The sequence below is a fragment of the Streptomyces longispororuber genome, assembly GCF_014656095.1.
Taxonomy (GTDB): Bacteria; Actinomycetota; Actinomycetes; order Streptomycetales; family Streptomycetaceae; genus Streptomyces; species Streptomyces longispororuber.
Window position 1 is genome coordinate 1 of the sequence record NZ_BNBT01000128.1, and the last position, 26469, is coordinate 26469.

19 protein-coding genes and 2 pseudogenes are annotated in these 26469 nt (G+C 74.5%); 14 read left to right on the top strand and 7 right to left on the bottom strand.

All coding sequences use genetic code 11. The features are described 5' to 3' along the window. Positions 1-958 (top strand): DUF6528 family protein (locus tag IE330_RS29210; RefSeq protein WP_190139153.1); only part of this gene is annotated, 958 nt, incomplete at its 5' end. Positions 959-1022: 64 nt separating this feature from the next. Here IE330_RS29210 and IE330_RS29215 read toward each other — a convergent pair. Continuing rightward, positions 1023-1649, bottom strand: a complete 627-nt coding sequence (locus IE330_RS29215) for a MerR family transcriptional regulator (protein WP_190139171.1) — start codon at positions 1647-1649, stop codon at positions 1023-1025. A 253-nt stretch (positions 1650-1902) separates the two neighbouring features. Here IE330_RS29215 and IE330_RS29220 point away from each other — a divergent pair, with 253 nt between their 5' ends. Genes IE330_RS29220 through IE330_RS29230 form a run of 3 tightly spaced genes read left to right on the top strand, consistent with a single transcriptional unit; the run spans position 1903 to position 5290 of the window. Next, a complete protein-coding gene (locus tag IE330_RS29220; protein WP_190139154.1) occupies positions 1903-3450 on the top strand; it encodes a flavin-containing monooxygenase in 1548 nt (515 codons plus the stop codon). Then, positions 3447-4409 (top strand): alpha/beta fold hydrolase, encoded by a 963-nt coding sequence (locus IE330_RS29225; protein ID WP_190139155.1) that lies wholly within the window; start codon positions 3447-3449, stop codon positions 4407-4409. Before IE330_RS29220 ends, IE330_RS29225 begins: the two co-directional genes overlap by 4 nt. A gap of 5 nt (positions 4410-4414) precedes the next feature. Beyond that, positions 4415-5290, top strand: coding sequence for an SDR family oxidoreductase (locus IE330_RS29230; RefSeq protein WP_190139156.1), 876 nt, complete (start codon positions 4415-4417; stop codon positions 5288-5290). A gap of 212 nt (positions 5291-5502) precedes the next feature. Here the strand turns inward: IE330_RS29230 and IE330_RS29235 are convergent, their stop codons facing one another. Further along, positions 5503-8793, bottom strand: coding sequence for a S41 family peptidase (locus IE330_RS29235; protein ID WP_190139157.1), 3291 nt, complete (start codon positions 8791-8793; stop codon positions 5503-5505). A gap of 188 nt (positions 8794-8981) precedes the next feature. After that, complete coding sequence (locus IE330_RS29240; protein WP_190139158.1) at positions 8982-9719, bottom strand: VOC family protein; 738 nt, start codon at positions 9717-9719, stop codon at positions 8982-8984. Between the two features lie 260 nt (positions 9720-9979). Here IE330_RS29240 and IE330_RS29245 point away from each other — a divergent pair, with 260 nt between their 5' ends. Together IE330_RS29245 and IE330_RS29250 are read left to right on the top strand one after the other, a co-directional pair. Then, positions 9980-10573, top strand: coding sequence for a TetR/AcrR family transcriptional regulator (locus IE330_RS29245; protein ID WP_190139159.1), 594 nt, complete (start codon positions 9980-9982; stop codon positions 10571-10573). A gap of 151 nt (positions 10574-10724) precedes the next feature. After that, complete coding sequence (locus tag IE330_RS29250) at positions 10725-12989, top strand: MMPL family transporter (protein WP_190139160.1); 2265 nt, start codon at positions 10725-10727, stop codon at positions 12987-12989. Between the two features lie 34 nt (positions 12990-13023). Here IE330_RS29250 and IE330_RS29255 read toward each other — a convergent pair whose 3' ends face one another. Next, positions 13024-13392, bottom strand: a complete 369-nt coding sequence (locus tag IE330_RS29255) for an SsgA family sporulation/cell division regulator (protein WP_190139161.1) — start codon at positions 13390-13392, stop codon at positions 13024-13026. Positions 13393-13672: 280 nt separating this feature from the next. Between IE330_RS29255 and IE330_RS29260 the strand changes: the two are divergent. The 4 genes and pseudogenes from IE330_RS29260 to IE330_RS29275 form a co-directional block, all read left to right on the top strand. Continuing rightward, positions 13673-14707, top strand: a pseudogene (locus tag IE330_RS29260) (energy-coupling factor ABC transporter permease); the annotation flags it as partial. A gap of 265 nt (positions 14708-14972) precedes the next feature. After that, positions 14973-15734, top strand: a complete 762-nt coding sequence (gene cbiQ, locus IE330_RS29265; RefSeq protein ID WP_190139162.1) for a cobalt ECF transporter T component CbiQ — start codon at positions 14973-14975, stop codon at positions 15732-15734. After that, positions 15722-16498, top strand: a complete 777-nt coding sequence (locus tag IE330_RS29270) for an energy-coupling factor ABC transporter ATP-binding protein (RefSeq protein WP_190139163.1) — start codon at positions 15722-15724, stop codon at positions 16496-16498. Before cbiQ ends, IE330_RS29270 begins: the two co-directional genes overlap by 13 nt. A gap of 36 nt (positions 16499-16534) precedes the next feature. Next, positions 16535-17725, top strand: coding sequence for a serine hydrolase domain-containing protein (locus tag IE330_RS29275; protein ID WP_190139164.1), 1191 nt, complete (start codon positions 16535-16537; stop codon positions 17723-17725). Between the two features lie 168 nt (positions 17726-17893). Here IE330_RS29275 and IE330_RS29280 read toward each other — a convergent pair whose 3' ends face one another. The 3 genes from IE330_RS29280 to IE330_RS29290 all read right to left on the bottom strand — a co-directional run bounded on the left by IE330_RS29280 (position 17894) and on the right by IE330_RS29290 (position 23200). Continuing rightward, positions 17894-19603, bottom strand: coding sequence for a penicillin-binding transpeptidase domain-containing protein (locus tag IE330_RS29280; protein ID WP_190139165.1), 1710 nt, complete (start codon positions 19601-19603; stop codon positions 17894-17896). Positions 19604-19767: 164 nt separating this feature from the next. Beyond that, positions 19768-21399 (bottom strand): penicillin-binding transpeptidase domain-containing protein, encoded by a 1632-nt coding sequence (locus IE330_RS29285; RefSeq protein ID WP_190139166.1) that lies wholly within the window; start codon positions 21397-21399, stop codon positions 19768-19770. A 58-nt stretch (positions 21400-21457) separates the two neighbouring features. Continuing rightward, the gene (locus IE330_RS29290) at positions 21458-23200 is read right to left on the bottom strand and encodes a dolichyl-phosphate-mannose--protein mannosyltransferase (protein WP_190139167.1); all 1743 of its coding nucleotides are present in this window, start codon (positions 23198-23200) and stop codon (positions 21458-21460) included. A gap of 62 nt (positions 23201-23262) precedes the next feature. Here IE330_RS29290 and rsmI point away from each other — a divergent pair, with 62 nt between their 5' ends. The 4 genes and pseudogenes from rsmI to IE330_RS29310 form a co-directional block, all read left to right on the top strand. Then, positions 23263-24168 (top strand): 16S rRNA (cytidine(1402)-2'-O)-methyltransferase, encoded by a 906-nt coding sequence (rsmI, locus tag IE330_RS29295; protein ID WP_190139168.1) that lies wholly within the window; start codon positions 23263-23265, stop codon positions 24166-24168. Between the two features lie 354 nt (positions 24169-24522). Next, positions 24523-24978 (top strand): hypothetical protein, encoded by a 456-nt coding sequence (locus IE330_RS29300; RefSeq protein ID WP_190139169.1) that lies wholly within the window; start codon positions 24523-24525, stop codon positions 24976-24978. A 121-nt stretch (positions 24979-25099) separates the two neighbouring features. Then, positions 25100-25999 carry a TatD family hydrolase gene (locus tag IE330_RS29305; protein WP_190139170.1) on the top strand — a complete coding sequence of 300 codons (900 nt, stop codon included), beginning with the start codon at positions 25100-25102 and terminating at the stop codon, positions 25997-25999. A gap of 154 nt (positions 26000-26153) precedes the next feature. Beyond that, positions 26154-26469 (top strand): annotated as a pseudogene (locus IE330_RS29310) (hypothetical protein); the annotation flags it as partial.

Sequence of the window (26469 nt, forward strand, 5' to 3'; positions counted from 1 at the left end):
GCTCGCCGGGGCCGCGCGCGGTGGCGGCGTGGGCGGCGTGCCGCAGGGCACCCCGCCCGTCCTGGTGACCGAGCAGGCCAGCAGGCGCCTGCTCGTCCTGGACCCGCGGCGCAGGGAGTGGGACCCGGCGGCCGACCCGTCCGTGGTGCGCTGGGCGTTCTCGCCGCTGGGCGACCCGCGCTGGGCGGACCTGCGGCCGGAGGAGAGCTGGGTCTACCCCTGCGAGGCCAAGCCGCGCCGGCACCGGGGCCGGACCCTGGTCCTGACGACGGCGTCCTACGGGTTCGTGGCCGCGGTGGAGTACCCGTCGGGCCGCCGTCACTGGGGCGCCGCGCTCGGCCCCGGCGACGACCTGTTCAACCCGCACAGCGCCGAGGTGCTGCCCGACGGCAACGTCGCGGTCGCGTGCAGCACCGGCGCGCTGGTGCGCCTGTACGCCGCCTCGTCCGGGCCGGACGCCGCGCGGTACGCCGAGGCCCGCCTGAAGGGCGCGCACGGCCTGCACTGGGACCGCACCCGCCGCGTCCTGTGGGCGGTCGGCGACGACGAGCTGGTCGCCTACCGGGTGCGCGGGACGCCCGCACGGCCCGCGCTCGACCAGGTCTTCGCCACCCCGCTGCCGGTGGCCGTGCCCGGCAGGACGGCGGGCGGCCATGACCTGTTCCCGGTGGCGGGGCGCCCGGGGCGGCTGTGGGTGACGACCAACGCGTCCGTCTTCCAGTACGAGAAACGGACCGGGGCGTTCCATCGCACCTACGCCGGGCACGAGCTGATCGACCGGGCCAAGGTGAAGGCCGTGGGCAACGACCCGCGCACCGGGCAGGTCCTCTCCACCGTGCCGGAGAGCGGCCTGGAGGAGACCTGGTGGACGACGCGGGTGAGCGTGCACCGGCCGGCGGGCGCGTACCGGCTGGTCGGCGGCGGGATCTACAAGGCCCGCTGGTGGCTGCCGGCCTGAGCGGCCGCCGGACCCGGCCGGGGGGCCCTGAGCAGCCGCCGGGCCCAGCCGGGGCGCGGCGGCGTCACGCCTGGTGCAGGCGCCGGTCCAGGGCCAGGGACAGCTCCGCCTCGACCACGCTCTTGGCCAGCGGGCGCAGCTCCTCCACGGTCAGCTCCGGGTGCTCGGCGGCGTGCTCCAGGGTGAAGGAGAGCAGCAGCTCGGCCAGCGCGTCCGCGTGCTCGCGGATGCGCTGCCCGGCCTCCATGACGGCGACCAGGGGCACGCCCTTGCGGACCAGCGTGGCCGAGGCGTCCAGCAGGCGGCGGCTGATGTGCACGATGTCGTCGCCGTCCGTGCCCAGGTAGCCGAACTCCATCGCGGCGGCCAGGTTCTCCGGGGTGACCTCGCCCGCGAAGCGGTCGGCCAGCTCCTCGGGGGTGAGGCGGACCGGGGTCTCCTCCGACGGGCCGTCGATGCCGAGCAGCTCCGCGACGTCGCGCCCCTTCTCGAAGGCCTCGGCCAGCTCCGCGATGCCCTGGAGCGTGTGGCCGCGTTCCAGCAGGGCGGCGATGGTGCGCAGCCGCGCCAGGTGGTGGTCGTCGTACCAGGCGATGCGGCCCTCGCGGCGCGGCGGCGGGATGAGGCCGCGCTCGCGGTAGAAGCGCACGGTGCGCACGGTGATCCCGGCCGCGCGGGCCAGCTCCTCCATGCGGTATTCGCGCCCCGGGGTTCCGCCCTCGCGGGCGTCCTCGGCCCCCGAGCCGCTCGTCCCGCCTGTCCCTGCCGTCCCGTCGGTCACCGCGTCCGCCACTTCTTCCGCCACCCCCACAGCCTATGCGTCGGCCGGATCCGTACCGACGGTAACTTTCCCCCCTCGCCCCCTACCCATCAGTACGCGCCTGCTCTACGCTCCCGATTGTGCCAGCGATTACTGGCAGAGTCGTGACTTCGGGAGGCGGGGCATGGCCGAGAGCGAACGGCGGCGCGGGACGGCGGCGCACGAGCACGTCCGGGTGGCGGTGATCGGGTCCGGGTTCGGCGGCATCGGCGCCGCGGTCCGGCTGCGCCGCGAGGGCGTCACGGACTTCGTGGTCCTGGAGCGGGCCGGGGCCGTGGGCGGCACCTGGCGCGACAACAGCTACCCCGGCTGCGCCTGCGACGTGCCGTCCCACCTGTACTCGTTCTCCTTCGCGCCCAACCCGGACTGGCCGCGCGCCTTCTCCGGCCAGGAGCACATCCGGGAGTACCTGGAGCGGGTCGCCGACACCTTCCGGCTGCGCCCGCACATCCGCCTGGACACCGAGGTGCTGCGGGCGAGCTGGGACACCGAGCGGCTGCTGTGGGAGCTGGAGACCAGCCGGGGCGCCCTCACCGCCGACGTCGTCGTCTCCGCCACCGGCCCGCTGTCCGACCCCAGGACGCCGGACATCCCGGGCCTGACGTCCTTCCCCGGCAAGGTCTTCCACTCCGCGCGCTGGGACCACGGCTACGACCTGCGCGGCAAGCGCGTCGCCATGGTCGGCACCGGTGCCTCCGCGATCCAGATCGTGCCGGAGATCCAGCGCGACGTACGCCGCCTGACGCTGTTCCAGCGCACACCGCCGTGGGTGCTGCCGCGCGCCGACCGGGCCATCACCGGCGTCGAGCGCTGGCTGCACCGCCAACTGCCGTTCACCACGTACGCGCGCCGCGGCCTGCTGTGGGGCATCCGCGAACTCCAGGTGCAGGCGTTCACCAAGCGCCCGAACGAGCTCGGCCTCGTCGAGAGCCTCGCCCGGCGCAACATGGCCCGCGCCATCAAGGACCCGGCCCTGCGCGCCAAGCTGACGCCCACGTACCGCATCGGCTGCAAGCGCATCCTGCTGTCCAACAGCTACTACCCCGCCCTCGCGCAGCCCCACGTGGACGTCGTCGCGAGCGGGCTCGCCGAGGTGCGCGGGTCCACCGCCGTGGCCGCCGACGGCACCGAGGCGGAGGTCGACGCGATCATCTTCGGCACCGGCTTCCACGTCACGGACATGCCGATCGCGGACCGCGTGGTGGGCGACGACGGCCGGACGCTCATGGAGACCTGGAAGGACGGCATGAAGTCGCTGCGCGGCGCGAGCGCGGCGGGCTTCCCCAACTTCCTCACCGTCATCGGCCCCAACACCGGCCTCGGCAACTCCTCGATGATCCTCATGATCGAGTCGCAGTTGAACTACCTGGCCGACTACCTCCGCCAGCTCGACGTCCTCGGCGGCCGGGCCGCCCTCGTCGCCCGGCCGAGCGCCGTCAACGCCTGGACCCGCCGCGTCCAGGACCGCATGAAGCGCACCGTGTGGAACACCGGCGGCTGCACGAGCTGGTACCTGGACGACCACGGCGTCAACACCACGATCTGGCCCGGCACCACCACGGAGTTCCGCGCCGCCACCCGGCGCGTGGACCTCAACGAGTACGAGGTGCTGCGCCCGCCCGCGCGGCGTACCGCGCCCGGCAGCGGCCGGAAGGCGGAGGTCACGGCGTGAGGGGCCGGAGCCAGGGCCGCGCCCGCCGGGCCGCGGACGGGCCGTTCGCGCCGCCTGCCGCCGCGCGCGAGCTGACCGCGGTCTCCGCCGACGGCACGCGCCTGCACGTCGAGACGCACGGCCCGGACGGCGCGCCCGCCGTCGTCCTGATCCACGGCTGGACCTGCTCGACCGCGTTCTGGGCGGCGCAGGTGCGGGCGCTGGCGGCGACGTGCCGCGTCGTCGCGTACGACCAGCGCGGGCACGGGCGCAGCCAGGTGCCGGTGGAGGCCGCCGGGTACAGCACGCGGGCGCTCGCCGACGACCTGGAGGCCGTGCTCGCCACGACGCTCGCGCCCGGCGAGAAGGCGGTGCTCGTCGGGCACTCCATGGGCGGCATGACACTCATGGCGGCCGCCGGGCGGCCCGGGGTGCGGGAGCACACGGCGGCGGCCCTGCTGTGCAGCACGGGCAGCTCGCACCTGGTCGCCGAGTCGACGGTGGTGCCGCTGCGGGCGGGCGCCGCGCGCACCCGGCTGACCCGGCGGGTGCTCGGCGCGCGGGCGCCCATGGGCCCGGTCACGCCGTTCGCCCGCCGCCTGCTCAAGTACGCGACGATGGGCCCCGGTTCGGCGCCCGACCGCGTCGACGTGTGCGCGCGGATCGTGCACGCCTGCCCGCGCGTGCCCCGCTACCGCTGGGCCCGCGTCCTGGACGAACTCCAGCTCGACGCCGACATAGCGGGCATGACGGCGCCCACGGCGGTGCTCGCCGGGGCCGTGGACCGGCTGACGCCCGTCGTGCACGCGCGGCGGCTCGCCCGGGCGCTGCCGCGGTGCGCGGGCCTCACCGAGCTGGCGGGGATCGGACACATGACACCGGTGGAGGCACCGGAAGCGGTGACGCGGGCCATAAGGGGCCTCGTCGACACCTACGGCGGACGGGTGGCCGAGCGGCCACGGCGCAGGGAAGGCGTGTGATCGGCATGGGCAGGGTGAGCCTGGACGGACAGGTCGCGGTGGTCACCGGGGCGGCACGCGGCGTCGGGGAGCTCCTCGCCCGCAAGCTGTCGGCGCGCGGCGCCCGGGTGGCGCTCGTGGGCCTGGAGCCGGACGAGCTGAAGGCGGTCGGCGCGCGGCTGCACACCGACAGCGACTCCTGGTACGCGGACGTCACCGACCACGAGGCGATGACCCGCGTGGCCGGTGAGGTGAAGGAACGCTTCGGCAAGGTCGACGTCGTGGTCGCCAACGCGGGCGTGGCCAGCGGCGGCCCCTTCATGAGCTCGGACCCCGTGGCCTGGCGCCGCGTCATCGAGGTCAACCTCATCGGCAGCGCGGTGACGGCGCGGGCCTTCCTGCCCGTCCTCACGGAGAGCCGGGGCTACCTCCTCCAGATCGCCTCCCTCGCCGCGATCACGCCCGCGCCGATGATGACCGCGTACTGCGCGTCCAAGTCGGGCGTGGAGGCGTACGCGCACGCGCTGCGGGCCGAGGTCGGGTACAAGGGCGTGAAGGTGGGCGTCGGCTACCTGTCCTGGACGGACACCGACATGGTGCGGGGCGCCGACCAGGACGAGGTGATGCGGGAGCTGCGGCAGCGGCTGCCGTGGCCGTCGAACAAGACCTACCCCCTGGGCCCGGCGGTGGACCGCCTCGTGGCGGGCATCGAGCGCCGCTCGGCACACGTGTACGGCCAGTGGTGGCTGCGCGGCCTCCAAGGCCTCAGGCCGTACCTGCCCGGCGTCATCGCCGGGGTGGGCCAACGCGAGATGCGCCGCTTCGAGCCGAGGCTGTCGGGGGTGTCACTGGGCCTCCTGGGCGCGGGCGGCTCGGCGGACGAGTCGGCACGGGGCGCCTGAGGCCCGGCCGGACGACGACGGGGAGCGCTCCGCGCCGGGGCCGAGGGGCATGGCCGGGATTCCCGGACGACGGCGGGAAAGCGCTCCGCGCCGGGGCCGGACGGGCAAGGCCGGGGTGGTACGGGTGGGCGGGTGGGAAAGGAACCCGCGACGGCGGGAAGGCGCTCCGCGCGCCCGGGCCGGGCAGGCAAGGCCAGGTGGCGAAGGCCAGGTCAAGACCGGGGCGGCAGAGCCGGACGCCTCCGGTCCGGCACCCCCTCGTACCCCGGAGGGGAGGCCGCGGGCCGCGAGGCCAGCAACTCCAGGGCCACGGCGACGGCGTCGGCGAGCTGGACGTGCCGCCCCTCCGCCCAGTCCAGCGGCGTCCGCAGCACCGCGATGTCCGGCTCGACGCCGTGGTTCTCCACGGACCACCCGTACGCGTCGAACCAGCCCGCGTTCATCGGCACGGTGATCACCGTGCCGTCCCCGAGCGTGTGCCGCCCGGTCATGCCCACCACCCCGCCCCAGGTCCGCTGCCCCACCACGGGCCCGAGGCCGAGCAGCTTGAACGCCGCCGTGATCATGTCGCCGTCGGAGGAGGTGGCCTCGTCCGCGAGGGCGACGACGGGCCCCCGCGGCGCGCTGGACGCGTACGACACGGGCTGCGCGTCGCGCGTGAGGTCCCACCCGAGGATCTTCCGCGTCAGCTTCTCCACGACCAGCTCGCTGATGTGTCCGCCCGCGTTGCCGCGTACGTCGACGATCAGCGCGGGCCGGGACACCTCCAGGCGCAGGTCGCGGTTGAACTGCGCCCACCCCGACCCGCCCATGTCGGGGATGTGCAGGTACCCGCACGCGCCGCCGCTCAACTCCCGTACGACGGCACGGCGTTTGGCCACCCAGTCCTGGTAGCGGAGCGGGCGCTCGTCGATGAGCGGGACGACGGCGACGCGCCGGGAGCGGCCCTCGCCTTCCGCGGGCCGGAAGGTCAGCTCCACCGTCGTGCCGCCCGCCGCGCCGAGCAGCGGGTACGGGCCCGTGACCGGGTCCACGGGCCGGCCGTCCACGTGGGTGAGGACGGCGCCCTCCCGGATGCCCGAACCGGCCAGCGGTGAGCGGGCCTTGGAGTCGGAGGACTCGCCGGGCAGGATGCGCTTGACCGTCCAGCCGTCGTCCCGGCGGACGAGGTTGGCGCCGAGCAGCCCGATGGCCCGCTGGTAGTGGGCGGGCCCCTCGTTGCGGCGGGCGGCGGTGACGTACGCGTGCGAGGTGCCGAGCTCGCCGAGGACCTCCCGCAGCAGGTCGGCGAACTCGTCGGGGGAGGCGACGCGCTCCACCAGCGGCCGGTACTGGGCGAGGACCGCGTCCCAGTCGATGCCCGACATCCCCGGGTCCCAGAAGTAGGCGCGGATCAGCCGGCCCGCCTCCTCGAAGGACTGGCGCCACTCGGCGGCCGGGTCGGCCTCGTGCAGGATGCGGCGCAGGTCCATCCAGACGGTGGTGTCGCCGTCGCCGGACTCGGTGGACGGCACGGCCCGCAGGTCGTTCTCGTCGACGACGACGAGCCGGGTGCCGTCGCCGCTGACCGCGAACCAGTCGAGGTGGTCGACGAGTTCGGACTTCTTGGCCGTGGCGATGTTGAAGTACTCCAGAGTGGGGCGGCCCGAGGTGTCGGCCGGGTTGGCGAAGGTCTCGCCGAGGGCGCCCGAGATGGGCCAGCGCAGCCAGACCAGGCCGCCGCCGGTGACGGGGTACAGCGCCGAGTACTTGGACGCCGCCACGGGGAACGGCGTCACCCGGCTCGCCAGGCCCTCCGCCTCCACGGTCACCTGCCCGTCCCCGGCCTCGGCCTCGTCCGCCGCGTCGGGGTCGAGCCCGCCCGCGGCGGGCCGCCCGTCGGGCAGGAGCGCGAAGGGCGAGGGCGTCGCGGAGGACAGCGGTACCAGGTAGGGGCGGCTGCCCAGCGGGAAGGACAGGTCGCCGGTGTGCACGTCGTAGACCGGGTCGAAGCCCCGCCAGGACAGGAACGCGAGGTAGCGGCCGTCGCGCGTGAACACCGGGTTCTCGTCCTCGAAGCGGCCGTCGGTGACGTCGATGACGGTCCGTGCCCCGGGGCCCTCGATACGGGCCAGCTTGATCTGCCGCAGGGAGCGGCCGACGCCCGGGTGCGACCAGGTGAGCCAGGCGCCGTCCGGGGAGAACGCCAGGTCGCGCACGGGACCGTTCAGGGACCGGACGAGCTCGGTGACCTCCGCCTCACCGCCGGGCCCCGTGCCCTCAGCGGGTCCCGTGCCCTCCTCGGCGGCGGCGTCGACGAGGAGCAGCCGCCCGTCGTGCGAGGCGATCGCCAGCCGCTCGCCGTCCGGGTCCGACACCAGCTCCAGGACCCGGCCCAGCTTCCCCGCGGCCAGCCTGCGCGGCGGGCGGTCGCCGCTGGCCCGCGGGAGGTAGGCGATCTCGACGGCGTCCTCGCCCTCGGCGTCGGTGACGTACGCGACCTGGCCGCCGGTGCCGAGCATCTCGGGCAGCCGGACGCGGACGCCCGGCGTGTCGGCGATGGTGCGGGCGGGGCCGTCGCGGTGGGTCAGCCAGTACAGGCTGCCGCGGACCACGACCGCGCTCGCCCGTCCCGTCGTGTCCACGGACAGGCCGTCGACGTGGTGGGCCGCGGGCACCTGGTACGTACGCCGTCCCGCGCGCGGGCCGCCGAGCGCCACCGGCACGCGGCGCGGCACGGCGTCCGGGGCCAGGTCGTCGACGAGCCAGATCTCGCCCGCGCACTGGTAGACCACACGGTGGCCGTCACTGGCCGCGTGCCGGGCGTAGAAGGCGTCGTGGTCGGTGTGGCGGCGCAGGTCCGTGCCGTCGGGACGGCACGAGTACAGGTTGCCGACGCCCTCGTGGTCGGAGAGGAACGCGATGCGGCCGGACACGAACATCGGCGCGTCCAGGTGGCCGCCGAGGCCGTCGAGGAGCCGCTCGCACTGGAGCCACAGGCGTCCGGTGGCGCCGCCCCGGTAGCGCTTCCAGGCGGCGGGTTCGTGCGGCGGCTTCCCGGTGAGCAGCAGCGTCCTGCGCTCGCCGTCGAGGTCGGCGACCGCGATGTCGTGCACCGGGCCCCAGGGCAGTTGGCCGCCGGGGGAGCCGTCGGTGGGCACGCTGTAGGCCCAGCAGAAGTGCGAGAAGGGCTGGCCGTGCGAGGAGACGGCCAGGATGTGCCCGTCGGGCGTCCAGCCGCACACCCGGGTGTCCGCGGAGCCCCAGTACGTCAGGCGGCGCGCGGGCCCGCCGGCCACCGGGGCGAGGTGGATCTCCGGGTCCAGGCTGCGCCAGCTCGTGTACGCGATGTGCCGGCCGTCGGGGGCGAACCGGGGGTGGCCGAGCTTCGTGCGGTCGGCCGTCACCCGCCAGGCGCGGTCCCCGGGGGCCGGGGCGAGGGGGGCCACCCAGAGGTCGTCCTCGGCGACGAAGCACAGCCGGTCGCCGCTGAGGTGGGGGAAGCGGAGGTACGCCTGGGTCACCTACACCATGGTTTGCCGGGGGCGGACTCCCAGCAACTTTTCCCGGCGGGGCCCCTCGCCCACGGATGACGGCAGGAGGCCCCCTCGCCCACCGATGGCGGCAGGAGGCCCCCTCGCCCACCGGCGACGTCAGCGAGGCCCCCCGCCCACCGGCGACGTCAGCGAGACCTCCTCACCCACCGGCGACGTCAGCGAGGCGTCAGGAGGCAGAACTCGTTGCCTTCCGGGTCGGCCAGGACCTTCCAGTGGATCGCGGACCCGTCGAAGTCGGGGACGGTGGCGCCCAGGGCGCGCAGCCGGGCCTCCTCCGCCTCCAGGTCGCCGTCGGTGTAGGGGGCGACGTCGAGGTGGACGCGGTTCCACCCGCTCTTGGTGTCGGGGGTGCGGACGAACTCCAGGTAGGGGCCGACGCCCGCGGCGGAGCGCAGGCTCGCCTGCTCGTCGGTGACCTCGTGCACCGTCCAGTCCGTCGCCCGGCCCCAGAACTCGGCCATCCGGCGCGGGTCGGCGCAGTCGACCACCACCGCGGCGACCGGTCCGGTGTCCCCGTAGACCGGGCGGGGCTCCAGGACGCAGAACTCGTTGCCCTCCGGGTCGGCCATGACCGTCCAGGGGACGTCGCCCTGGCCCACGTCGGCGGGCGTCGCCCCGAGGTCCCGCAACCGGGCGACCAGCTCCGCCTGGTGCGCGGCCGAGGTGGTGGCCAGGTCGAGGTGCACCCGGTTCTTCACCGTCTTGGGCTCCGGGCGGGCGACGAGGTCGACGCAGACGGCCGCGGGGTCGGGGTAGGCGAACCCCACGGGCTCCAGGTTGGTGACCCCGGGCCCCTCGCTGTCGACACCCCACCCGAGCGCCTCCGCCCAGAACCGCCCGAGCGCGGAGTCGTCCTGGGCCTTCATATTGATCTGTACAAGTCGAGTCGCCATGGCGCAGATCTTAAAAGGCGCCTTGATCCGTGCTGCTCGCGGCGGCAGGCGGGCCCAGGCAGGGGGCGGGGCGCACCCCTCGGCGGGAGGGCTTCGGATCGGGCTCATGGGGCGGGTGGGCCGGGGTAAGAGGCCGAGCGGGACACCGTGGTGTACGGAACCGTTTCGTTGGTGTGAGCGAGCACACGTACGAAACCGTTTCGTTTCGCTAGTGGGTCCCCGTAGAGTGAGCACCACCCGCAAACCGGAAAGGAGTCGTCATGGCCGACGTGGCAACGCCCCCGCGGCGCAGCCGGATCACGCCCGAGCGTGAGGCCGAGCTCTACGAGGCCGTGCTCGACCTGCTCCGGGAGGTGGGGTACGAGAGCCTCACCATGGACGCCGTCGCGGCCCGCACCCGTTCCAGCAAGGCCACGCTCTACCGCCAGTGGGGCGGCAAGCCCGAGCTGGTGGCGCGGGCGCTGCGGCACAACAAGCCGGTGTGTTTGGCCGACATCGACACCGGCTCGCTGCGCGGCGACCTCATGGAGATGGTGGCCCTGCAGGACGACTGCAAGATGGAGCAGGACCACGCGCTGATGCGGGGCCTGTTCCACGCCATCCACGACAACCCCGAACTCCACCAGGCCCTGCGCCAGTTGCTCGTCGAGCCGGAGATCACCGGCCTGAACGCGCTGCTGCGCCGCGCGGTCGAGCGCGGTGAGATCGCCGCCGACAACCCGGCCCTGGAGTACGTGGTGCACATGCTCATCGGCGGGTTCGCCGCCCGGGAGCTCGTCGAGGACCGCGCGGTCGACCAGGCGTTCCTCGCCAAGTACATCGACGCCGCGATCCTCCCCGCCCTGGGCGTCTGAGCTCCGGCGGCACCCCTCACCCCGCCCCCGCACGGCGCACGCACCCAGCCCCCACGGTCCACCCCTTCCACCTGACGCGAGCCGCTCACGTCGTCGGGCCGATCCCCCCTGCCCTGTAGCCACCCCACGACCTGACCGGGAGTACCTCCACGTGGCCACGTTCCTCTACAAACTCGGACGACTGTCCTTCCGGCGACGGCACTTCGTCGCCCTGATCTGGGTGGCGCTGCTGACCCTCGCCGGGGTCGGCGCCGCCTCCGCGCCCACCGCGGCGTCCAGCTCCTTCTCCATACCGGGCACGGAGGCGCAGCGCGCCTTCGACCTCCTGGAGAAGCGGGCCCCGGAAGCCAGCGCCGACGGGGCCAGCGCCCGGGTGGTGTTCAAGGCGCCCGACGGTGAGAAGGTCACGGACCCGGAGAACAAGGCCGCGATCAGCAAGACCGTCGCCGCGCTCGGCTCCGGCTCGGACCAGGTGGCGCGCGCCGCCGACCCGTTCGCGGCCAAGACCGTCTCCAAGGACGGCACCACGGCGTACGCCTCGGTGACGTACGAGGTCACGTCCATGGAGCTGACCGACGACAGCCGGGACGCCCTGGAGAAGACCACGGACGACGCCCGCAAGGGCGGCATGACCGTGGAGGTCGGCGGTGACGCGCTCCAGGCCATGCCGCACACCGGCGCCACGGAGATCATCGGCATCGCGGTGGCCGCCGTCGTCCTCGTCATCACCTTCGGCTCGCTGGTCGCGGCCGGGCTGCCGCTGCTCACCGCGCTGATCGGCGTCGGCATCGGCGTCTCGTCGATCACCGCGCTGGCGAACGCCCTGGACCTGGGGACGACCACCTCCACGCTCGCCATGATGATCGGCCTCGCGGTCGGCATCGACTACGCCCTGTTCATCGTCTCGCGCTACCGCGCCGAGCTGGCCGAGGGCCGCGACCGCGAGGACGCGGCGGGCCGGGCCGTCGGCACGGCGGGCTCCGCCGTCGTCTTCGCCGGCCTGACAGTCGTCATCGCGCTCGTCGGCCTCGCGGTCGTCAACATCCCGATGCTCACCAAGATGGGCGTCGCCGCGGCCGGCACGGTCGCCGTCGCCGTCTTGATCGCGCTCACCATGATCCCGGCGCTGCTCGGGTACGCGGGCCGCAGGGTCAAGCCCACGGGCGAGAAGGGCAGGCTCTTCGGCGGCGGCCGCAAGAAGGCCGCGCCCGCGCAGGCCGCGCCCGCCCAGGCCCCGCAGGCCACCCCGGCCAAGGCGAACCTCGGCACCCGCTGGGCCCGCTTCGTGGTCCGCCGCCCGGTCGCCGTCCTGCTGCTCGGCGTCCTCGGCCTCGGCGCCGCCGCCGTCCCGGTCGCCCAGCTCGAACTGGGCCTGCCCGACGACGGCGCGCAGCCCACCTCCACCACCCAGCGCAAGGCCTACGACCTCATCGCGGACGGCTTCGGCCCCGGCTACAACGGCCCGCTGATGGTGGTCACCGACCTCAAGGGCGCCGACGACGGCAAGGCCGCGGCGGCCGCCGTGCGGAAGCGGATCAGCGGCCTCGACGACGTGCTCGCCGTGGCCCCGCCGCAGCCGAACAAGGCGGGCGACACCGCGATCATCAGTGTCGTACCGTCGTCCAAGCCGAGCAGCACCGCGACCGAGGACCTCGTCCACGCCATCCGCGACGAGGCCGGCGCGATCAAGGCCGACAGCGGCGCCGACGTCATGGTCACCGGCACCACGGCGATGAACATCGACGTCTCGCAGAAGCTCAACGACGCGCTGCTGCCCTACCTCGCCCTGGTCGTGGGCCTCGCCTTCCTGCTCCTGATCGTCGTCTTCCGCTCGGTCCTGGTCCCGCTCAAGGCCGCGCTCGGCTTCCTGCTCTCGGTGCTCGCGGCGCTCGGCGCGGTGGTCGCGGTCTTCCAGTGGGGCTGGCTGGGCTCGCTGTTCGGCGTCGAGCAGACCGGCCCGATCATGAGCATGATGCCGATCTTCATGGTGGGCGTGGTCTTCGGGCTCGCGATGGACTACGAGGTGTTCCTCGTGACCCGCATGCGCGAGGCGTACGTGCACGGCGAGAGCCCGCACGAGGCGATCGTCACCGGCTTCCGGCACGGCGCGCGGGTCGTCACGGCGGCCGCGGTCATCATGATCGCCGTGTTCGCGGGCTTCATCGGCTCCAGCGAGCAGATGGTCAAGATGATCGGCTTCGGCCTCGCGATCGCGGTCTTCTTCGACGCCTTCGTCGTCCGCATGGCGATCGTCCCCGCGGTGCTCGCCCTGCTCGGCCGCCGGGCCTGGAGCCTGCCGCGCTGGCTGGACCGGGCGCTGCCGAACGTGGACGTCGAGGGCGAGGGCCTGAAGGACCTGGCGGGCACGGCGTCCGGCACCGACGGCAAGCGGGTGCCGACGGGCGCCCAGGTCTGACCCCCTGGGGCGCGGGCCGCGCGGGCGCGCGCCCTCAGCGGCTGACCGGCGTGGCGGCCGTGTACGTACGACGCAGGAAGCGCACCAGCGCGGCCGAGTCGAACTGCACGACCGCCACGCCTTTCGCCGTGTGGAACTCCACCACCGCCTGCACCCGCCCGCACGGCCAGATGCGGACGTCGCCGCTGGTCGCGGGCGCGCGCAGCCCCCGCTCCAGCACGTCGCGGGCGAGCACCCAGTCGCCCGCCCCCGAACCGCTCGTGCCCGGCGTGCCGGGCAGGCCGATCCGCACCGAGCGCGGATCGGCCTCGGGGTCGTAGCGCAGGGCGACGGGGACGACGACGTGGTCGTCGGGGGAGTCGGTGACGACATGGGCCCGGGTGACCTGCTCGACCGCTGACATGGGTGTGTCCTCCTCGTCGTCCCGGCCCGCGCGCATGCGGCACCCTCTCCCTAATGTCCCATATGTATGCATTTTCGGACGGGGTGGGGGGCGGAGGGAGGGGAGTGGGGGTCCGTTCAGGGCGTGTTCGGGGGCGCGTATCGATACTTGTGCGCTCTTGCGACCTTTTCGCAACAGCGCACACTATGGAAAGGTTCACGAGCGTCCCGCTCGGAGCGTTCCGCTCAGCGCGTGAGTGCCTCCCCACGCTCACGACATGCGTCTTTCCAGGAGCGCCCGCATGCATGTCCCCGATGGCTTCATCAACGCTCCCGTCTCCGCCGCCGCCGGTGCCCTCGCCGCCGCGGCCGTCGCCGTCAGCCTGCGCGCCGCCCGCCGGGAACTGGACGAGCGCGCGGCACCGCTCGCGGGCCTCGTCGCCGCCTTCGTCTTCGCCGTGCAGATGCTGAACTTCCCCGTCGCCGCCGGGACCAGCGGCCACCTCCTCGGCGGCGCCCTCGCGGCGATACTCGTGGGCCCCTTCACCGGGGTCCTGTGCCTCACCGTCGTCCTGCTCCTGCAGGCCGTCCTCTTCGCCGACGGCGGCCTGACCGCCCTCGGCGTGAACATCACGGTCATGGCGGTGGTCACCACGGCCGTCGCCCACCCGCTCTTCCGGGGCCTGGTGAAGGTCCTGCCCCGGGGCCGCCGCCCGGCGACCGCGGCCGCGTTCACCGCCGCCCTCGTCTCCGTCCCGGCCGCGGCCGCCGCCTTCACGCTCCTGTACGCCGTCGGCGGCACCACCGACGTGGCCTTCGGCAAGGTGGCCACGGCCATGGTCGGCGTCCACGTCCTCATCGGCATCGGCGAGGCCGCGATCACCGCGCTCACCGTCGGCGCGGTGCTCGCCGTACGGCCCGACCTCGTGCACGGCGCCCGCGGCCTGACCGCGCCCGTCAAACTGCGGGTCGGCGGCGCACTCGTCGACGCGCCCGCCCCCGCCCCGGCCGCCGCCCCGGCTCCCGCCCGCCCGCGCCGGGCGCTGTGGGCCACGGGCCTGGTCATCAGCCTCGTCCTCGCCGGATGCGTGTCGTACTACGCCTCCTCGGAACCCGACGGCCTGGAGAAGGTCGCCGCCGACCAGGGCTTCGACGCGAAGGAGCGGGAGCACGCCACGGGGGGCTCGCCCCTGGCGGACTACGGGGTCGACGACATCGCCGACGCCCGGCTCTCCGGCGGCCTCGCGGGCGTCATCGGCGTCGGCGCGACCGTCGCCGCGGGCACCGCGGTCCTCTGGACGGTCCGCAGACGCAGGGTTTCCGCGGCTGGTTCTGCCGGGGCCGTGGCTGATCCTGCCGGGGCCGTGCCCGGTTCTGCCGGGGCCGTGCCCGGTCGTGCCGGGGCCGCTCCCGGTCCTGCTGGGGCCGCCACCACCACGCCCGCCCCGGGCTCGTCCGCCCCGCCCCCGTCCGCTCCGGCCTCATCCCGTACGACCCCCTCCGCTCCGGCCCCGACCGGCGCCGCCCCATCCGGAGCCGCCCAGTCCGGAACCTCCCCGCCCGGCCCCGCCCCGGCGTCCGAGCGTGCCGAGAGCGTGTGACGTGGGCGCGGGGCACGTTCACCGCCTGTACCGGCACGGCCCCTCGCCGGTGCACGCCCTGCCGCCGCACGCGAAGCTCACCGCCATCCTCGGCTTCGTCGTCGTGGTGGTCTCCACCCCGCGCGAGGCGGTGTGGGCGTTCGCCGCGTACGCCCTGCTGCTCGCGGCGGTGGCGTACGCGGCCCGCGTACCGGCCGCCTTCCTGCTGCGAAGGCTGCTGATCGAGGCGCCCTTCGTGGGGTTCGCGCTGCTGCTCCCCTTCGTCGCCGAGGGCGAGCGCGCGCACGTCCTCGGCCTGTCGCTGAGCGAGAGCGGCCTGTGGGGCGCGTGGAACGTGCTCGCCAAGGGCACCCTGGGCGTGGCCGCCTCCGTGCTGCTGGCCGCCACCACGGAGCTGCGGGCCCTGCTCCTCGGCCTCCAGCGGCTCGGGCTCCCGCCGCTCCTCGTGCAGATCGCCTCCTTCATGGTCCGCTACGGCGACGTCGTCACCGACGAGATGCGCCGCATGCGGATCGCCCGCGCGTCCCGCGGCTTCGAGGCGCGCGGCGTCCGCCACTGGGGCGTCCTCGCCAAGTCCGCGGGGGCGCTGTTCATCCGCTCGTACGAGCGCGGCGAGCGGGTCCACCTGGCCATGGTGAGCCGGGGGTACACGGGCTCCCTGCCCGTCCTCGACGAGGTGACGGCGACCCGCGCCCAGTGGACGTACGCGCTGACGCTCCCGGCGACCGCCCTCGCCGTCTGCCTGTTGGGATGGACCCTGTGACCACTGCCCCCGGCGTGCCCGCCTCCCTGGAGGTCGAGGGCCTCGCGTACGCCTACCCCGACGGCCACCAGGCCCTGTTCGGCGTCGACCTGCGGATCGGGCGCGGCGAGCGGGTCGCCCTGCTCGGGCCGAACGGCGCGGGCAAGACGACGCTCGTGCTGCACCTGAACGGCATCCTCACCCCGGGCGCCGGGAGCGTCACCGTGGCCGGACTGCCCGTCGGCGCGGGGCACCTGGCCGAGGTCCGCCGCAAGGTCGGCATCGTCTTCCAGGACCCGGACGACCAGTTGTTCATGCCCACGGTCCGCGAGGACGTCGCCTTCGGCCCGGAGGCGGCCGGACTGCGCGGCCCCGCCCTCGACGCGCGCGTACGCGAGGCGCTCGCCCGGGTCGGCATGGAGCGGTACGCGGACCGCCCGCCGCACCACCTCTCCTTCGGGCAGCGGCGCCGCGTCGCGGTGGCCACGGTCCTCGCGACGGAGCCGGAGATCCTCGTCCTGGACGAGCCGTCATCGAACCTCGACCCGGCCGCGCGCCGCGAACTCGCCGACGTGCTGCGCGCCTTGGACGTCACCGTCCTCATGGTCACCCACGACCTGCCGTACGCGCTCGAACTGTGCCCGCGGGCACTCATCCTCAGCGACGGCGTCATCGCGGCCGACGGCGCCACCGGCGACCTCCTCGCCGACGCGGAGCTGCTGCGGAGCCACCGCCTGGAGCTGCCCTTCGGCTTCGATCCGAAGACGGCGGGGGTGGCGAGGTAGTGGAATCTTCGGCGGTGCACGGCTGTTGGCCTGGTCATGAACGCTGACGCAGAGGTGGGGACGGGGACCGGGGTGCACGGCACGGTGGCCCCGGGTTTCGAGCCGGTGCGGGACGCCTTCCTGCGCGGTTTCACCGCGCTCGGCGAGCGGGGCGCGGCGGTCGTCGTGTACCGCGACGGGCGGCGCGTCGTCGACCTGCGCGGCGGCACCAGGGACGCCGACGGCACCGAGCCCTGGCAGCCCGGCACCGCCCAGGTCGTCCGCTCGGCGACCAAGGGCGTGGCCGCCGCCGCGCTGCTCCTGCTGCACCAGCGCGGCCGGCTCGACCTGGACGCGCCGGTGGCGGCGTACTGGCCGGAGTTCAAGGCGCGCGGCAAGGAGCGGGCGCTGGTGCGGCACGTGCTCGCCCACCAAGCAGGCGTGCCGGTCCTCGACCAGCCCCTGACCCCCTGCGAGGCGTACGCGTCCGACCTGGCGGCCGCGGTCGTCGCCGCGCAGGCGCCCGCCTGGGAGCCGGGCACGGACCACGGCTACCACGCGCACACCTACGGCTGGCTCACCGGGGAGCTGGTGCGGCGCGTCACCGGCCGCTCCATCGGCGACTGGATCGCCGCCGAGATCGCCGGACCGCTGGGGCTCGACCTGTGGGTCGGCCTGCCGGACGCCGAGGCCGGGCGGGTCGGGCGGCTGGGGCGCCTCGACGCGCCCGCCGCGGCCGGGGGCCCGCGCGTGCGGCCCAAGCCGGAGGTGGCCGCGGCCTACGCCGACCCCGCGTCCCTGACCCGGCGCGCCTTCGCCGTCGTCGACCCGCGGCCCGACGAGAACGACCCCGCCTACCGCGCCGCGGTCCTGCCCGCCTCCAACGGCATCGCCACGGCGGACGGTCTTGCGCGGTTCTACGCCGCCCTCATCGGGGACGTCGAGGGCGGGGCGCGCCTGTTCACCCCGGAGACGGTCGCGCTCGCCCGCGGCGAGGCCGCCGCCGGGCCCGACCGGGTCCTCGTCACCCCGACCCGCTTCGGCCTCGGCTTCATGCTCCACGGCCCCGCGGCGCCGATGCTCTCCCCGGGCTCCTTCGGCCACCCCGGCCGGGGCGGCGCCCTCGGCTTCGCCGACCCGGAGTCGGGGATCGCCTTCGGCTACGTGACGAACGCGATGGGCCGCGGCGTGACGGCGGACGCCCGGGCCCAGGCCCTGATCCGCGCCCTGCGCACCGCTGCCGCATAGCCCCCGAACCCGCCCCCTTCCCCGAACCAGGGGCTGGCGCCCCTGGACCCCGCCTTTTCGTCTGGGGCTTCGCCCCTCTCTCCCGCATTGGCGCTCCGCGCCTCGTCCTCAAACGCCGGACGGGCTGATACCGCCTCGACTCGCCGTCGTCGGGCGTCCGGCAGCCGCTCAGCTCCCCGCGAGGAGTACCGCGCGGACCACCGGGCCCGCTGCTTCGCCGCCGTGGCCGCCGGCCTGGACGACGGCTGCCGCGGCGACGTCCCCGCGGTAGGCCGTGAACCAGCCGTTGGGCTTCTTCTGGTTGTCGACCTCGGCGGAGCCGGTCTTCGCGCCGGTGTCGGGGCCGAGGCCCGACATCGCCTTGGCCGCGGTGCCCGCGACCGCCGTGTGGTGCATCAGCTCGCGCAGGTCGGAGAGCGTCGAGGGGGACATCCGGCGCGCGGCCGTCGCCAGCTTGCGCTTGTCCAGGTCGGGGGAGACCAGGTACGGCTGGCGGAACGTGCCGGACTTCACCGTGGCCGCCACCGACGCCATGTTCAGCGGGTTCATCCGCACCCCGCCCTGGCCGATGAGGGACGCCGCCATCTGCGCGTGCGACTGCACGGGCACCGCGCCGTCGAAGGACGGCACGCCGACCGACCAGTTGTCGTTGCCGAGGCCGAAGACGTCCCGGGCCTGGTTCGTCAGGTCGTCGTTCGAGAGCTTCTCGGCCTGGCTGATGAAGGCGGTGTTGCAGGAGCGCCCGAAACTTGTCCGGAACGTGCCGTTCTTGATCTGGAACTTGTTGTCGTTCTGGAACTTCCAGCCGCCGTACGTCTCGTACTTCGGACACGGGTGCTTCTTGTCCACGGCCGCCAGCTTCTTCTCCAGGAGCATCGAGGCGGTGATGACCTTCATGGTCGAGCCCGGGGCGAGGGAGCCCTGGAGAGCCGTGTTGAAGCCGCCGGGCTCGGAGTTGGCGACGGCCAGGATCTCGCCGGTGCTCGGCTTGACCACCACCACCGAGGCCCGCTTCCGCTTGGCCGTCTGCCGCTCGGCGACCGCCTGCGCCTTCGGGCTGATCGTCGTGCGCAGCGTACCCGGGGTGCCGGGGGCCAGCGTCAGGAGCGTCTTGTCGGGCGTGACCTTCGCGTCGTCGCTCTTGGACTTCGTGCGCGCCGCGTCCCGCGCGTCCTTGCGGACCACCCGCAGCTCGATGCCGCCGGTGCCGCCCGCCTTCTTGCCGTACTTGGCGCGCAGCCCGTCGATGACGGTGCCGAGCGAGGGGTAGCGGGCCGGGGTCAGCGCGTTGCCCTCGCGGTCCAGGGCCTTGATCGGCGGATCGCCGGCCTCGCCGGTGACGAGCCGGTCGCCGGGCCGCAGCTCCGGGTGGACGACGGACGGGCGCCAGGCGACGAGCGTCCGGCCGTCGGCCTTGCGCCGCACGACGGTCAGGGCCGAGTCGTACGCGTAGGACTTGCGCACCGCGGCGCGGCCCTTGCCCGTTCCCTCGTACGAGACCGTGGCGGCGGCCTTGAACGGCACCTTCGGGCTCCTCGGCGCCGCTGGCGTGCCGGGCGTGAGGCGCACCTTCGTGACGTGGGCGTCCTTCCGGTACGACGTCAGCGCCGCCTCGGCGGCCGCGCGGTCGTCGGTCAGCGCGGCCGCCCGGTCCACGTCACCGGCCGCCCAGGCCGCGAGGAACCCCCGCGCCGTGGTCCGCACCTCGGCGGCCGTCGGCGGGCCCGACGGCACCGGCTTGCCGTCCGTGCCGCCGCCGGACTCCCCGGCCAGGGCGTAGGCGGCGAAGCCCACACCGCACACGACCGCCACCGCCGCGCCGCCGAGCACGCCCGGACGTACCTTCTTGCGCTCGGCGACGCGTCTTCTCTTGCCCACGAACCAGCCCTCCGCGATTCCCCGTCGGCCCCCGCCGCACCTCGTCTCACCTATGGCCCAACCTAGCGGCCCCTCCTCGGGGCGCGGACCGCGGTGTCGTCGGATCGGGCGACCTCGTGTCGGCCCCCGTACTGACGCTCTGTCAACTCGACGGGCACGGACCGTCAGCGCGCGGACCGCAGCACCGCCGCCACGATCGGGCCCGCCGTGTCCCCGCCGTGCCCGCCCTCCTGCGCCACCGCGGCCGCCGCCACGTCCCCGCGGTAGCCGGTGAACCAGCTATTGGGCCGGGCCTGGCCGTCGACCTCCGCCGAGCCGGTCTTCGCGCCGACGTCCGGGCCGAGACCCGCCATGGCCCGCGCGCCCGTACCGGCGACGGCGGTGCGCCGCATCATCTGGCGCAACTGCGCGACCGTGCCGGGCGACAGGCCGCGCGCCGTCGCGAGCTCGCCCTCGATCAGGGACCGCGGCACGAGCACGGGCTGGCGGAAGGAGCCCGTCATCGCCGTGGCCGTCACGGACGCCAGGTTCAGCGGGTTGAGCTGCACCTCGCCCTGGCCGATGGCGTTCGCCGCCCGGTCGGGCCCGGAGGACGCGGGCACCGAGCCGTCCGCCGAGGGGATGCCGGCGCGCCAGTTGTCCCTGCCCAGGCCGAAGTTGACCCGCGCCGTCTCGGCCAGCGAGGCGTCGGTGAGCGGCTCCTCGTCGACGAGCTTCACGAACGCCGTGTTGCAGGAGCGCGCGAAGCTGTCCGCCAGCGTGGCCCGCGTGTCCGGCGCCATGCCCTTGATGTTGTGGAACGTCTGGCTCTGCCAGGTCGCCGTCGCCGGACACGGCGCCGGGCCGCCCGCCTTGGTGACACCCTTGTCGATGAGCATCGCCGCCGTCACGATCTTCATGGTCGAGCCGGGCGCGAGCTCGCCCTGGAAGGCCGCGTCGAAGCCGTCCTCGCGGTGGTTGGCGACCGCGAGCACCTCGCCGGTGCTCGGCTTCACCGCCACCACCGACGACTCGGGGTGCCGGGCCACCGCGTCCTCGGCCGCCCGCTGCGCCGCCGCGCTGAGCGTCGTGCGCAGCGTGCCCGCCCGGCCCTCGGCGAGGGTGAGCAGCGTCTCCCCGGCCCCGCCGGCGGGCCGCCGCACGTACAGCTCCACGCCCGGCCGGCCGCCCGCCTTCCGGCCGTACGACGACCGCAACCTCGCCAGTACCGGCGCGAGCGACGGGTACTCCTTCGCCGTCAGGACGTGGCCGTCGCGGTCCACGGCCCGGATGGGCGCGGCCGGTGCCTCGCCCGTCTCCAGGCTCTCGCCCTCGTGCAGTCGCGGATGCACCACGGACGCCTGCCAGTCGACCAGCGGCCGCCCCGTGCTCAGGCCGCGCACGACCTCGAACTCCGAGGAGTACGCCAGGCGTTCCGACCGGCCCTCGTACGCCACGGTGGCACGGACCGAGAACGGCACGCGCGCGCCCCGGATCGTCCCCCGCGTCAGCCGCACATCACGGATGTGCGCGTCCTCGCGGAAGCCGGTCAGGGCCCGTGCGGCGGTCTCCTGGTCGTTCGTGTACGCGGCCGCCGTGTCCGCGTCGCCCTCCGCCCACGCGGTGAGGAACGCCCGCGCGGTGTCGCGGACCTCCTCCGCGCCGGGCGGCCCCTTCCTCTTCGCGGCGGGTGCCCCCGCGGCCGGGCCGCCGTCGTCGTTCAGCGCGTTCACCACGTTGTACGTGCCGTATCCCGCGCCCCCCACCATCGCCGCGAACACGCCACCGACGATGACAGTTCTCACTCCGATGCGCATCAAGCGCTCCCTCCCCAGGAATGCGCACACTTTATGGGGAAGGAACGCCGCACACCTCTCAGACCCAGGTATCCAGCCACATACGGGAACGCCATTGGTCAATCGGAATGGCTTGTCCCGTATAGATCGGCCAGAAGTAGATGAAATTCCAGAAGATCAGCAGGACCAGGACGCCCGCGCCGGCCGCGCCCACCACGCGGCGCCGCTCGCTCGACCCCGGCGGCCCGGCCAGCGCGCCCACGAGCATCGCCACGGCCAGGCACAGGAACGGCACGAAGACCACGGCGTAGAAGTAGAAGATGGTCCGCTCCTGGTACATGAACCACGGCAGGTAGCCGGCCGCGACCCCGCACACGATCGCCCCGGCCCGCCAGTCCCTGCGGAAGAACCACCGCCACAGCACGTACAGCAGCGCGGCCGCCGCCGCCCACCACAGCAGCGGGGTGCCGAGGGCGAGGACCTCGCGCGCGCACTTCTCCTTGGTGTCCGCCGGGCAGCCGTCCTTGCCGGGCAGCGGCGACTCGTAGAAGTACGAGACGGGGCGGCCGTCGACGATCCAGCTCCACGGGTTCGACTGGTAGGTGTGCGGCGAGGACAGGCCGACGTGGAAGTCGTACACCTTGTACTCGTAGTGCCACAGGCTGCGCAGCCAGTCCGGCAGCCACGTCCAGTTGCCGCCCTTGCCGTCGGTCGCCGCCCAGTTGCGGTAGTAGCCGCCGCTGCCGTCGTCCGGCGACAGGATCCAGCCGAGCCACGACAGCACGTACGTGGCGAGCGCCACCGGCACCGTCGCCACGAACGCCGGCAGCACGTCCCGCTTGAGCACCGTGACGTACGGCCGCCGCGCCCCGGCCACGCGCCGCGCGCCCACGTCCCACAGGACCGTCATCAGGCAGAAGAACACCATGATGTACAGCCCGTTCCACTTGGTCCCGAAGGCGAGGCCGAGGCAGAGCCCCGCCGCCCACCGCCACGGCCGCCACCCCAGGCGCACCGTCTCCGCGACGTCCGGGTCCGGGCGCACCACCCCGTCGGCGTCCGGGGGCAGCGCCGCCGCCAGCCGGGCCCGCGCCGCGTCCCGGTCCACCAGGAAGCAGCCGAACGCGGCGAGCACGAAGAACATCAGCACCTGGTCGAGCAGCGCGGTGCGGCTCATCACGAAGTGCAGCCCGTCCACGGCGAGCAGCGCGCCCGCGACGCAGCCGAGGAACGTCGAGCGGAACAGCCGCCGCCCGATCCGGCACAGCATCAGGACCGAAAGGGTGCCGAGCACCGCCGTCATGAACCGCCAGCCGAACGGGTCGAAACCGAACATCCACTCGCCGACGCCGATGACGTACTTGCCCACCGGCGGGTGCACGACGTACGCCGCGTCCGACGGCAGCGCGACGGAGTCGCCCTGCTGGATGACCGCGTCGTTGACCTTGTCCGGCCAGCTCAGCTCGTAGCCGCGGTGGATCAGCGCCCAGGCGTCCTTGGCGTAGTACGTCTCGTCGAATATCACCGCCTTGGGGCTGCCCAGGTTCCAGAACCGCAGCACCCCGGCCACCAGCGCGACCAGCAGCGGACCGCCCCAGGCCGACCAGCGCGTCACCCGCTCCGCGGCCCGCGGCGGCACCCCGAGCGCCGCCCACAGGCGCGTACCCGGCGTGGCGTACGGCGGGACGAGCCGCGCCCGGACGTCGGCTGCGGGCCGTGCCGTGTAGCCGAAGCGCCGCAGCCTGCGGTGCCACGGCGACGGCTGCTGCTCCTCGGCGGGCGGGCCCTCGCGGGTGTCCGGGGAAGACGCGGTACTGGTCACCGCGCCATCGTAGGGAACCAGACGGTGTCCGTCCCGCGCCCTGCCCCTGCGAGGATGGAACCGTGACAGGAAGCGCAGACTCGGCCTCCGGCGGCGTGCCCGGCGGCCCCACCGACGGTATCGGCACCCTCGTGCTCGCGGGCACGCCCATCGGCGACCCGGCGGACGCCCCGCCCCGGCTCGCCGCCGAACTGGGGCGCGCCGACATCGTCGCCGCCGAGGACACCCGCAGGCTGCGGCGGCTCGCGCAGGCGCTCGGCGCGAGCGTGGGCGGGCGCGTGGTGTCGTACTTCGAGGGCAACGAGTCGGCGCGCACGCCCGAGCTCGCCGACGCCCTCGACGGCGGCGCCCGGGTGCTGCTCGTCACCGACGCGGGCATGCCCTCGGTGTCCGACCCCGGCTACCGCCTGGTCGCCGCCGCCGTCGAGCGGGGCGTGCGGGTCACGGCCGTGCCCGGGCCCTCCGCCGTCCTCACCGCGCTCGCGCTCTCCGGGCTGCCCGTGGACCGCTTCTGCTTCGAGGGGTTCCTGCCCCGCAAGGCGGGCGAGCGGCTCGCCCGGCTGCGCGAGGCCGCCGAGGAGCGGCGCACCCTCGTCTACTTCGAGGCCCCGCACCGCCTGGCCGACGCGCTCGCCGCGATGGCCGAGGCCTTCGGGCCCGAGCGCCGCGCCGCCGTCTGCCGCGAGCTGACCAAGACGTACGAGGAGGTCCGCCGCGGCCCCCTCGCCGAGCTCGCCGCGTGGGCGGCCGACGGCGTGCGCGGCGAGATCACCGTGGTCGTCGAGGGCGCGCCCGAGCGGGACCCGGCCGACCTCGACGACGGCGAACTGGTGCGCCGGGTGCGGGCGCGCGAGGAGGCGGGCGAGCGGCGCAAGGAGGCCATCGCCGCCGTGGCCGCCGACACGGGCGTGCCGAAGCGGCGCGTTTTCGACGCCGTGGTCGCGGCGAAGCACGCGCCCGGGGCCTAGCCCCGCACCCGCCCCCGCGGCGCTCCCGCCGGGGCCTGCGACACCGGTGCACCACCGTGCCGCCTGCGCTTTCTCCGTTGTCCACAGCCTGTGGGCGAGCCCGGAGGTCATTCCTCCGGGCAGCCCATCCGCGGGCAAAGGACTATCGTGAAAAGCAAAAGCGCGGGCCGCGCGACAGGCCGAATTCCTATGGAAATGCCAAATCGGCCCCAACACTCGACAGGTCTGGTGCGCCCGCTCCGGGAAAGGCGTCCACTGGTTGCGGGGGGCGCAACCGTCCCACGCCGCACGGGCCCGGTTCCGGGCAGGGACCGAAGGCCCGCGGCGCTTGTCCAGCGGACAAGAGGAGCTCGCATGAGTGAGATCGCAGACACCGGTCACCGCACCACGGCACTCGACGTCGGCCACGAGTCCTACGCCTTCGCCTGCATGCGCTGCGGGCACGGCTGGGAGCAGTCGTACGACATCGAGCACCACGTGGACGGCAAGGGGCAGGAGTTCGTCACGTACCTGGCGGGCGGGCAGCGCGTGCCGTCCCCGCTGACCCGGCCGACCTGCCTGAACTGCGGGGGCCACGTGGTCCGCATCATGCGGGCGGGCCAGGTGTCGTCGGTGCGCTCGGCCCTCGACTCCCTGCACCGGCAGCCGCACACGCGGCGCCCGCCCTCCGCCGCGAAGGTCCCGGCGAGCGACGACTCCGCCGACACCCCGGCGGAGCCGCCCCGGCAGCACCACTGGCACCTGTCGGACCTGCTGCACCCGTTCCGGCACCACCACCCTCACCACGACGACGGGGACAAGACGGCCTGACGCGCCGCGCGGGAGCGCCCGGGCGCGTCCGGGCGCTCCCGCGCGGGCCGCATCCGACCAGCCGCATCCGGCTGCCGGGCCCGTCCGGCGCGCACCCGGCGGGGCTTCGTACGATCGAGGTATGCCCACCGACACCACGCCGCCCCCGGCGCCCGCCCCGCTGCGGGTCCCGGTCGCCGACTCCCACACCCACCTCGACATGCAGTCCGGCACCGTCGAGGACGCCCTCGCCCGGGCCGCCGCGGTCGGCGTGACCACGGTCGTCCAGGTCGGCTGCGACGTCGCCGGGTCCCGCTGGGCCGCCGAGACGGCCGCCGCGCACGACGCCGTCCACGCGGCGGTGGCCCTGCATCCCAACGAGGCACCGCGCATCGTGCACGGGAACACCATGGAGGGGGCGTCGCGCGGCGACTCCGGCAAGGGTGGTGCTGGGCGACGGGCGCGCCCGGCCGGTGGTGAGGGGGCGCTCGACGAGGCTCTCGCCGAGATCGACCGCCTGGCCGCGCTCCCGCACGTCAAGGCGGTCGGCGAGACCGGCCTCGACCGCTTCCGCACCGGCCCGGAGGGCATGGCCGCGCAGGAGCGCTCCTTCCGCGCCCACATCGAGATCGCCAAGCGCCACGGCAAGGCCCTCGTCATCCACGACCGCGAGGCCCACGACGACGTGCTGCGCGTCCTGAAGGAGGAGGGCGCCCCGGAGCGCACCGTCTTCCACTGCTACTCCGGCGACGCGGCCATGGCCGAAGTCTGCGCCGAGCACGGCTACTTCATGTCCTTCGCGGGCAACGTCACGTTCAAGAACGCCCAGCCGCTGCGCGACGCGCTCGCCGTCGCCCCGCTGGAGCTCGTCCTCGTCGAGACCGACGCCCCGTTCCTCACCCCGGCGCCCTACCGCGGACGGCCCAACGCGCCCTATCTCATTCCGGTCACGCTGCGCGCGATGGCCGCGGTGCGGGGCATCGACGAGGACGCCATGGCCGCGGCCGTCTCGGCGAACACGGCACGCGCCTTTGATTACTGACAGATAACGACCGAAGCGTTCCGGGCCTGACAGCTCGGGGCACCGCCGCGACACAGAGTAGTCAGCCTGCTTTGGAGAGTGACGGTCGCTCCGCTAGGTTCGCAAGCCGATCCGCATGGGGCTTGTCAGTGGACCACCTGTGAGCTGGAGCGTCGTGAGCACACCGCAGTACGAGACGTATGGGCAGCAGCCGTACGGGACGTACGGGGCCGGGTACGGCTACCGGGACACGTACCGGCCGGCGTACGAGGGCGGCGCCGAGCCGTACGACCCGGGACCGTACGGCTCCGCCGACACCACCGACACCACCGACCCCGGTGGCCCCGGCTCCCGCCACGACTCGCGCGGCCCCGACGGCTCGGGCGGCCCGGTCGGCTCCGACGGCTCCGACGGCTCTGGGGGCTCCGGGGGAGCGGCCGGGAGCGCGTTCGGGGGCGTGCCCGGCTACGCGGGCGCGGGCGCGCAGCGGC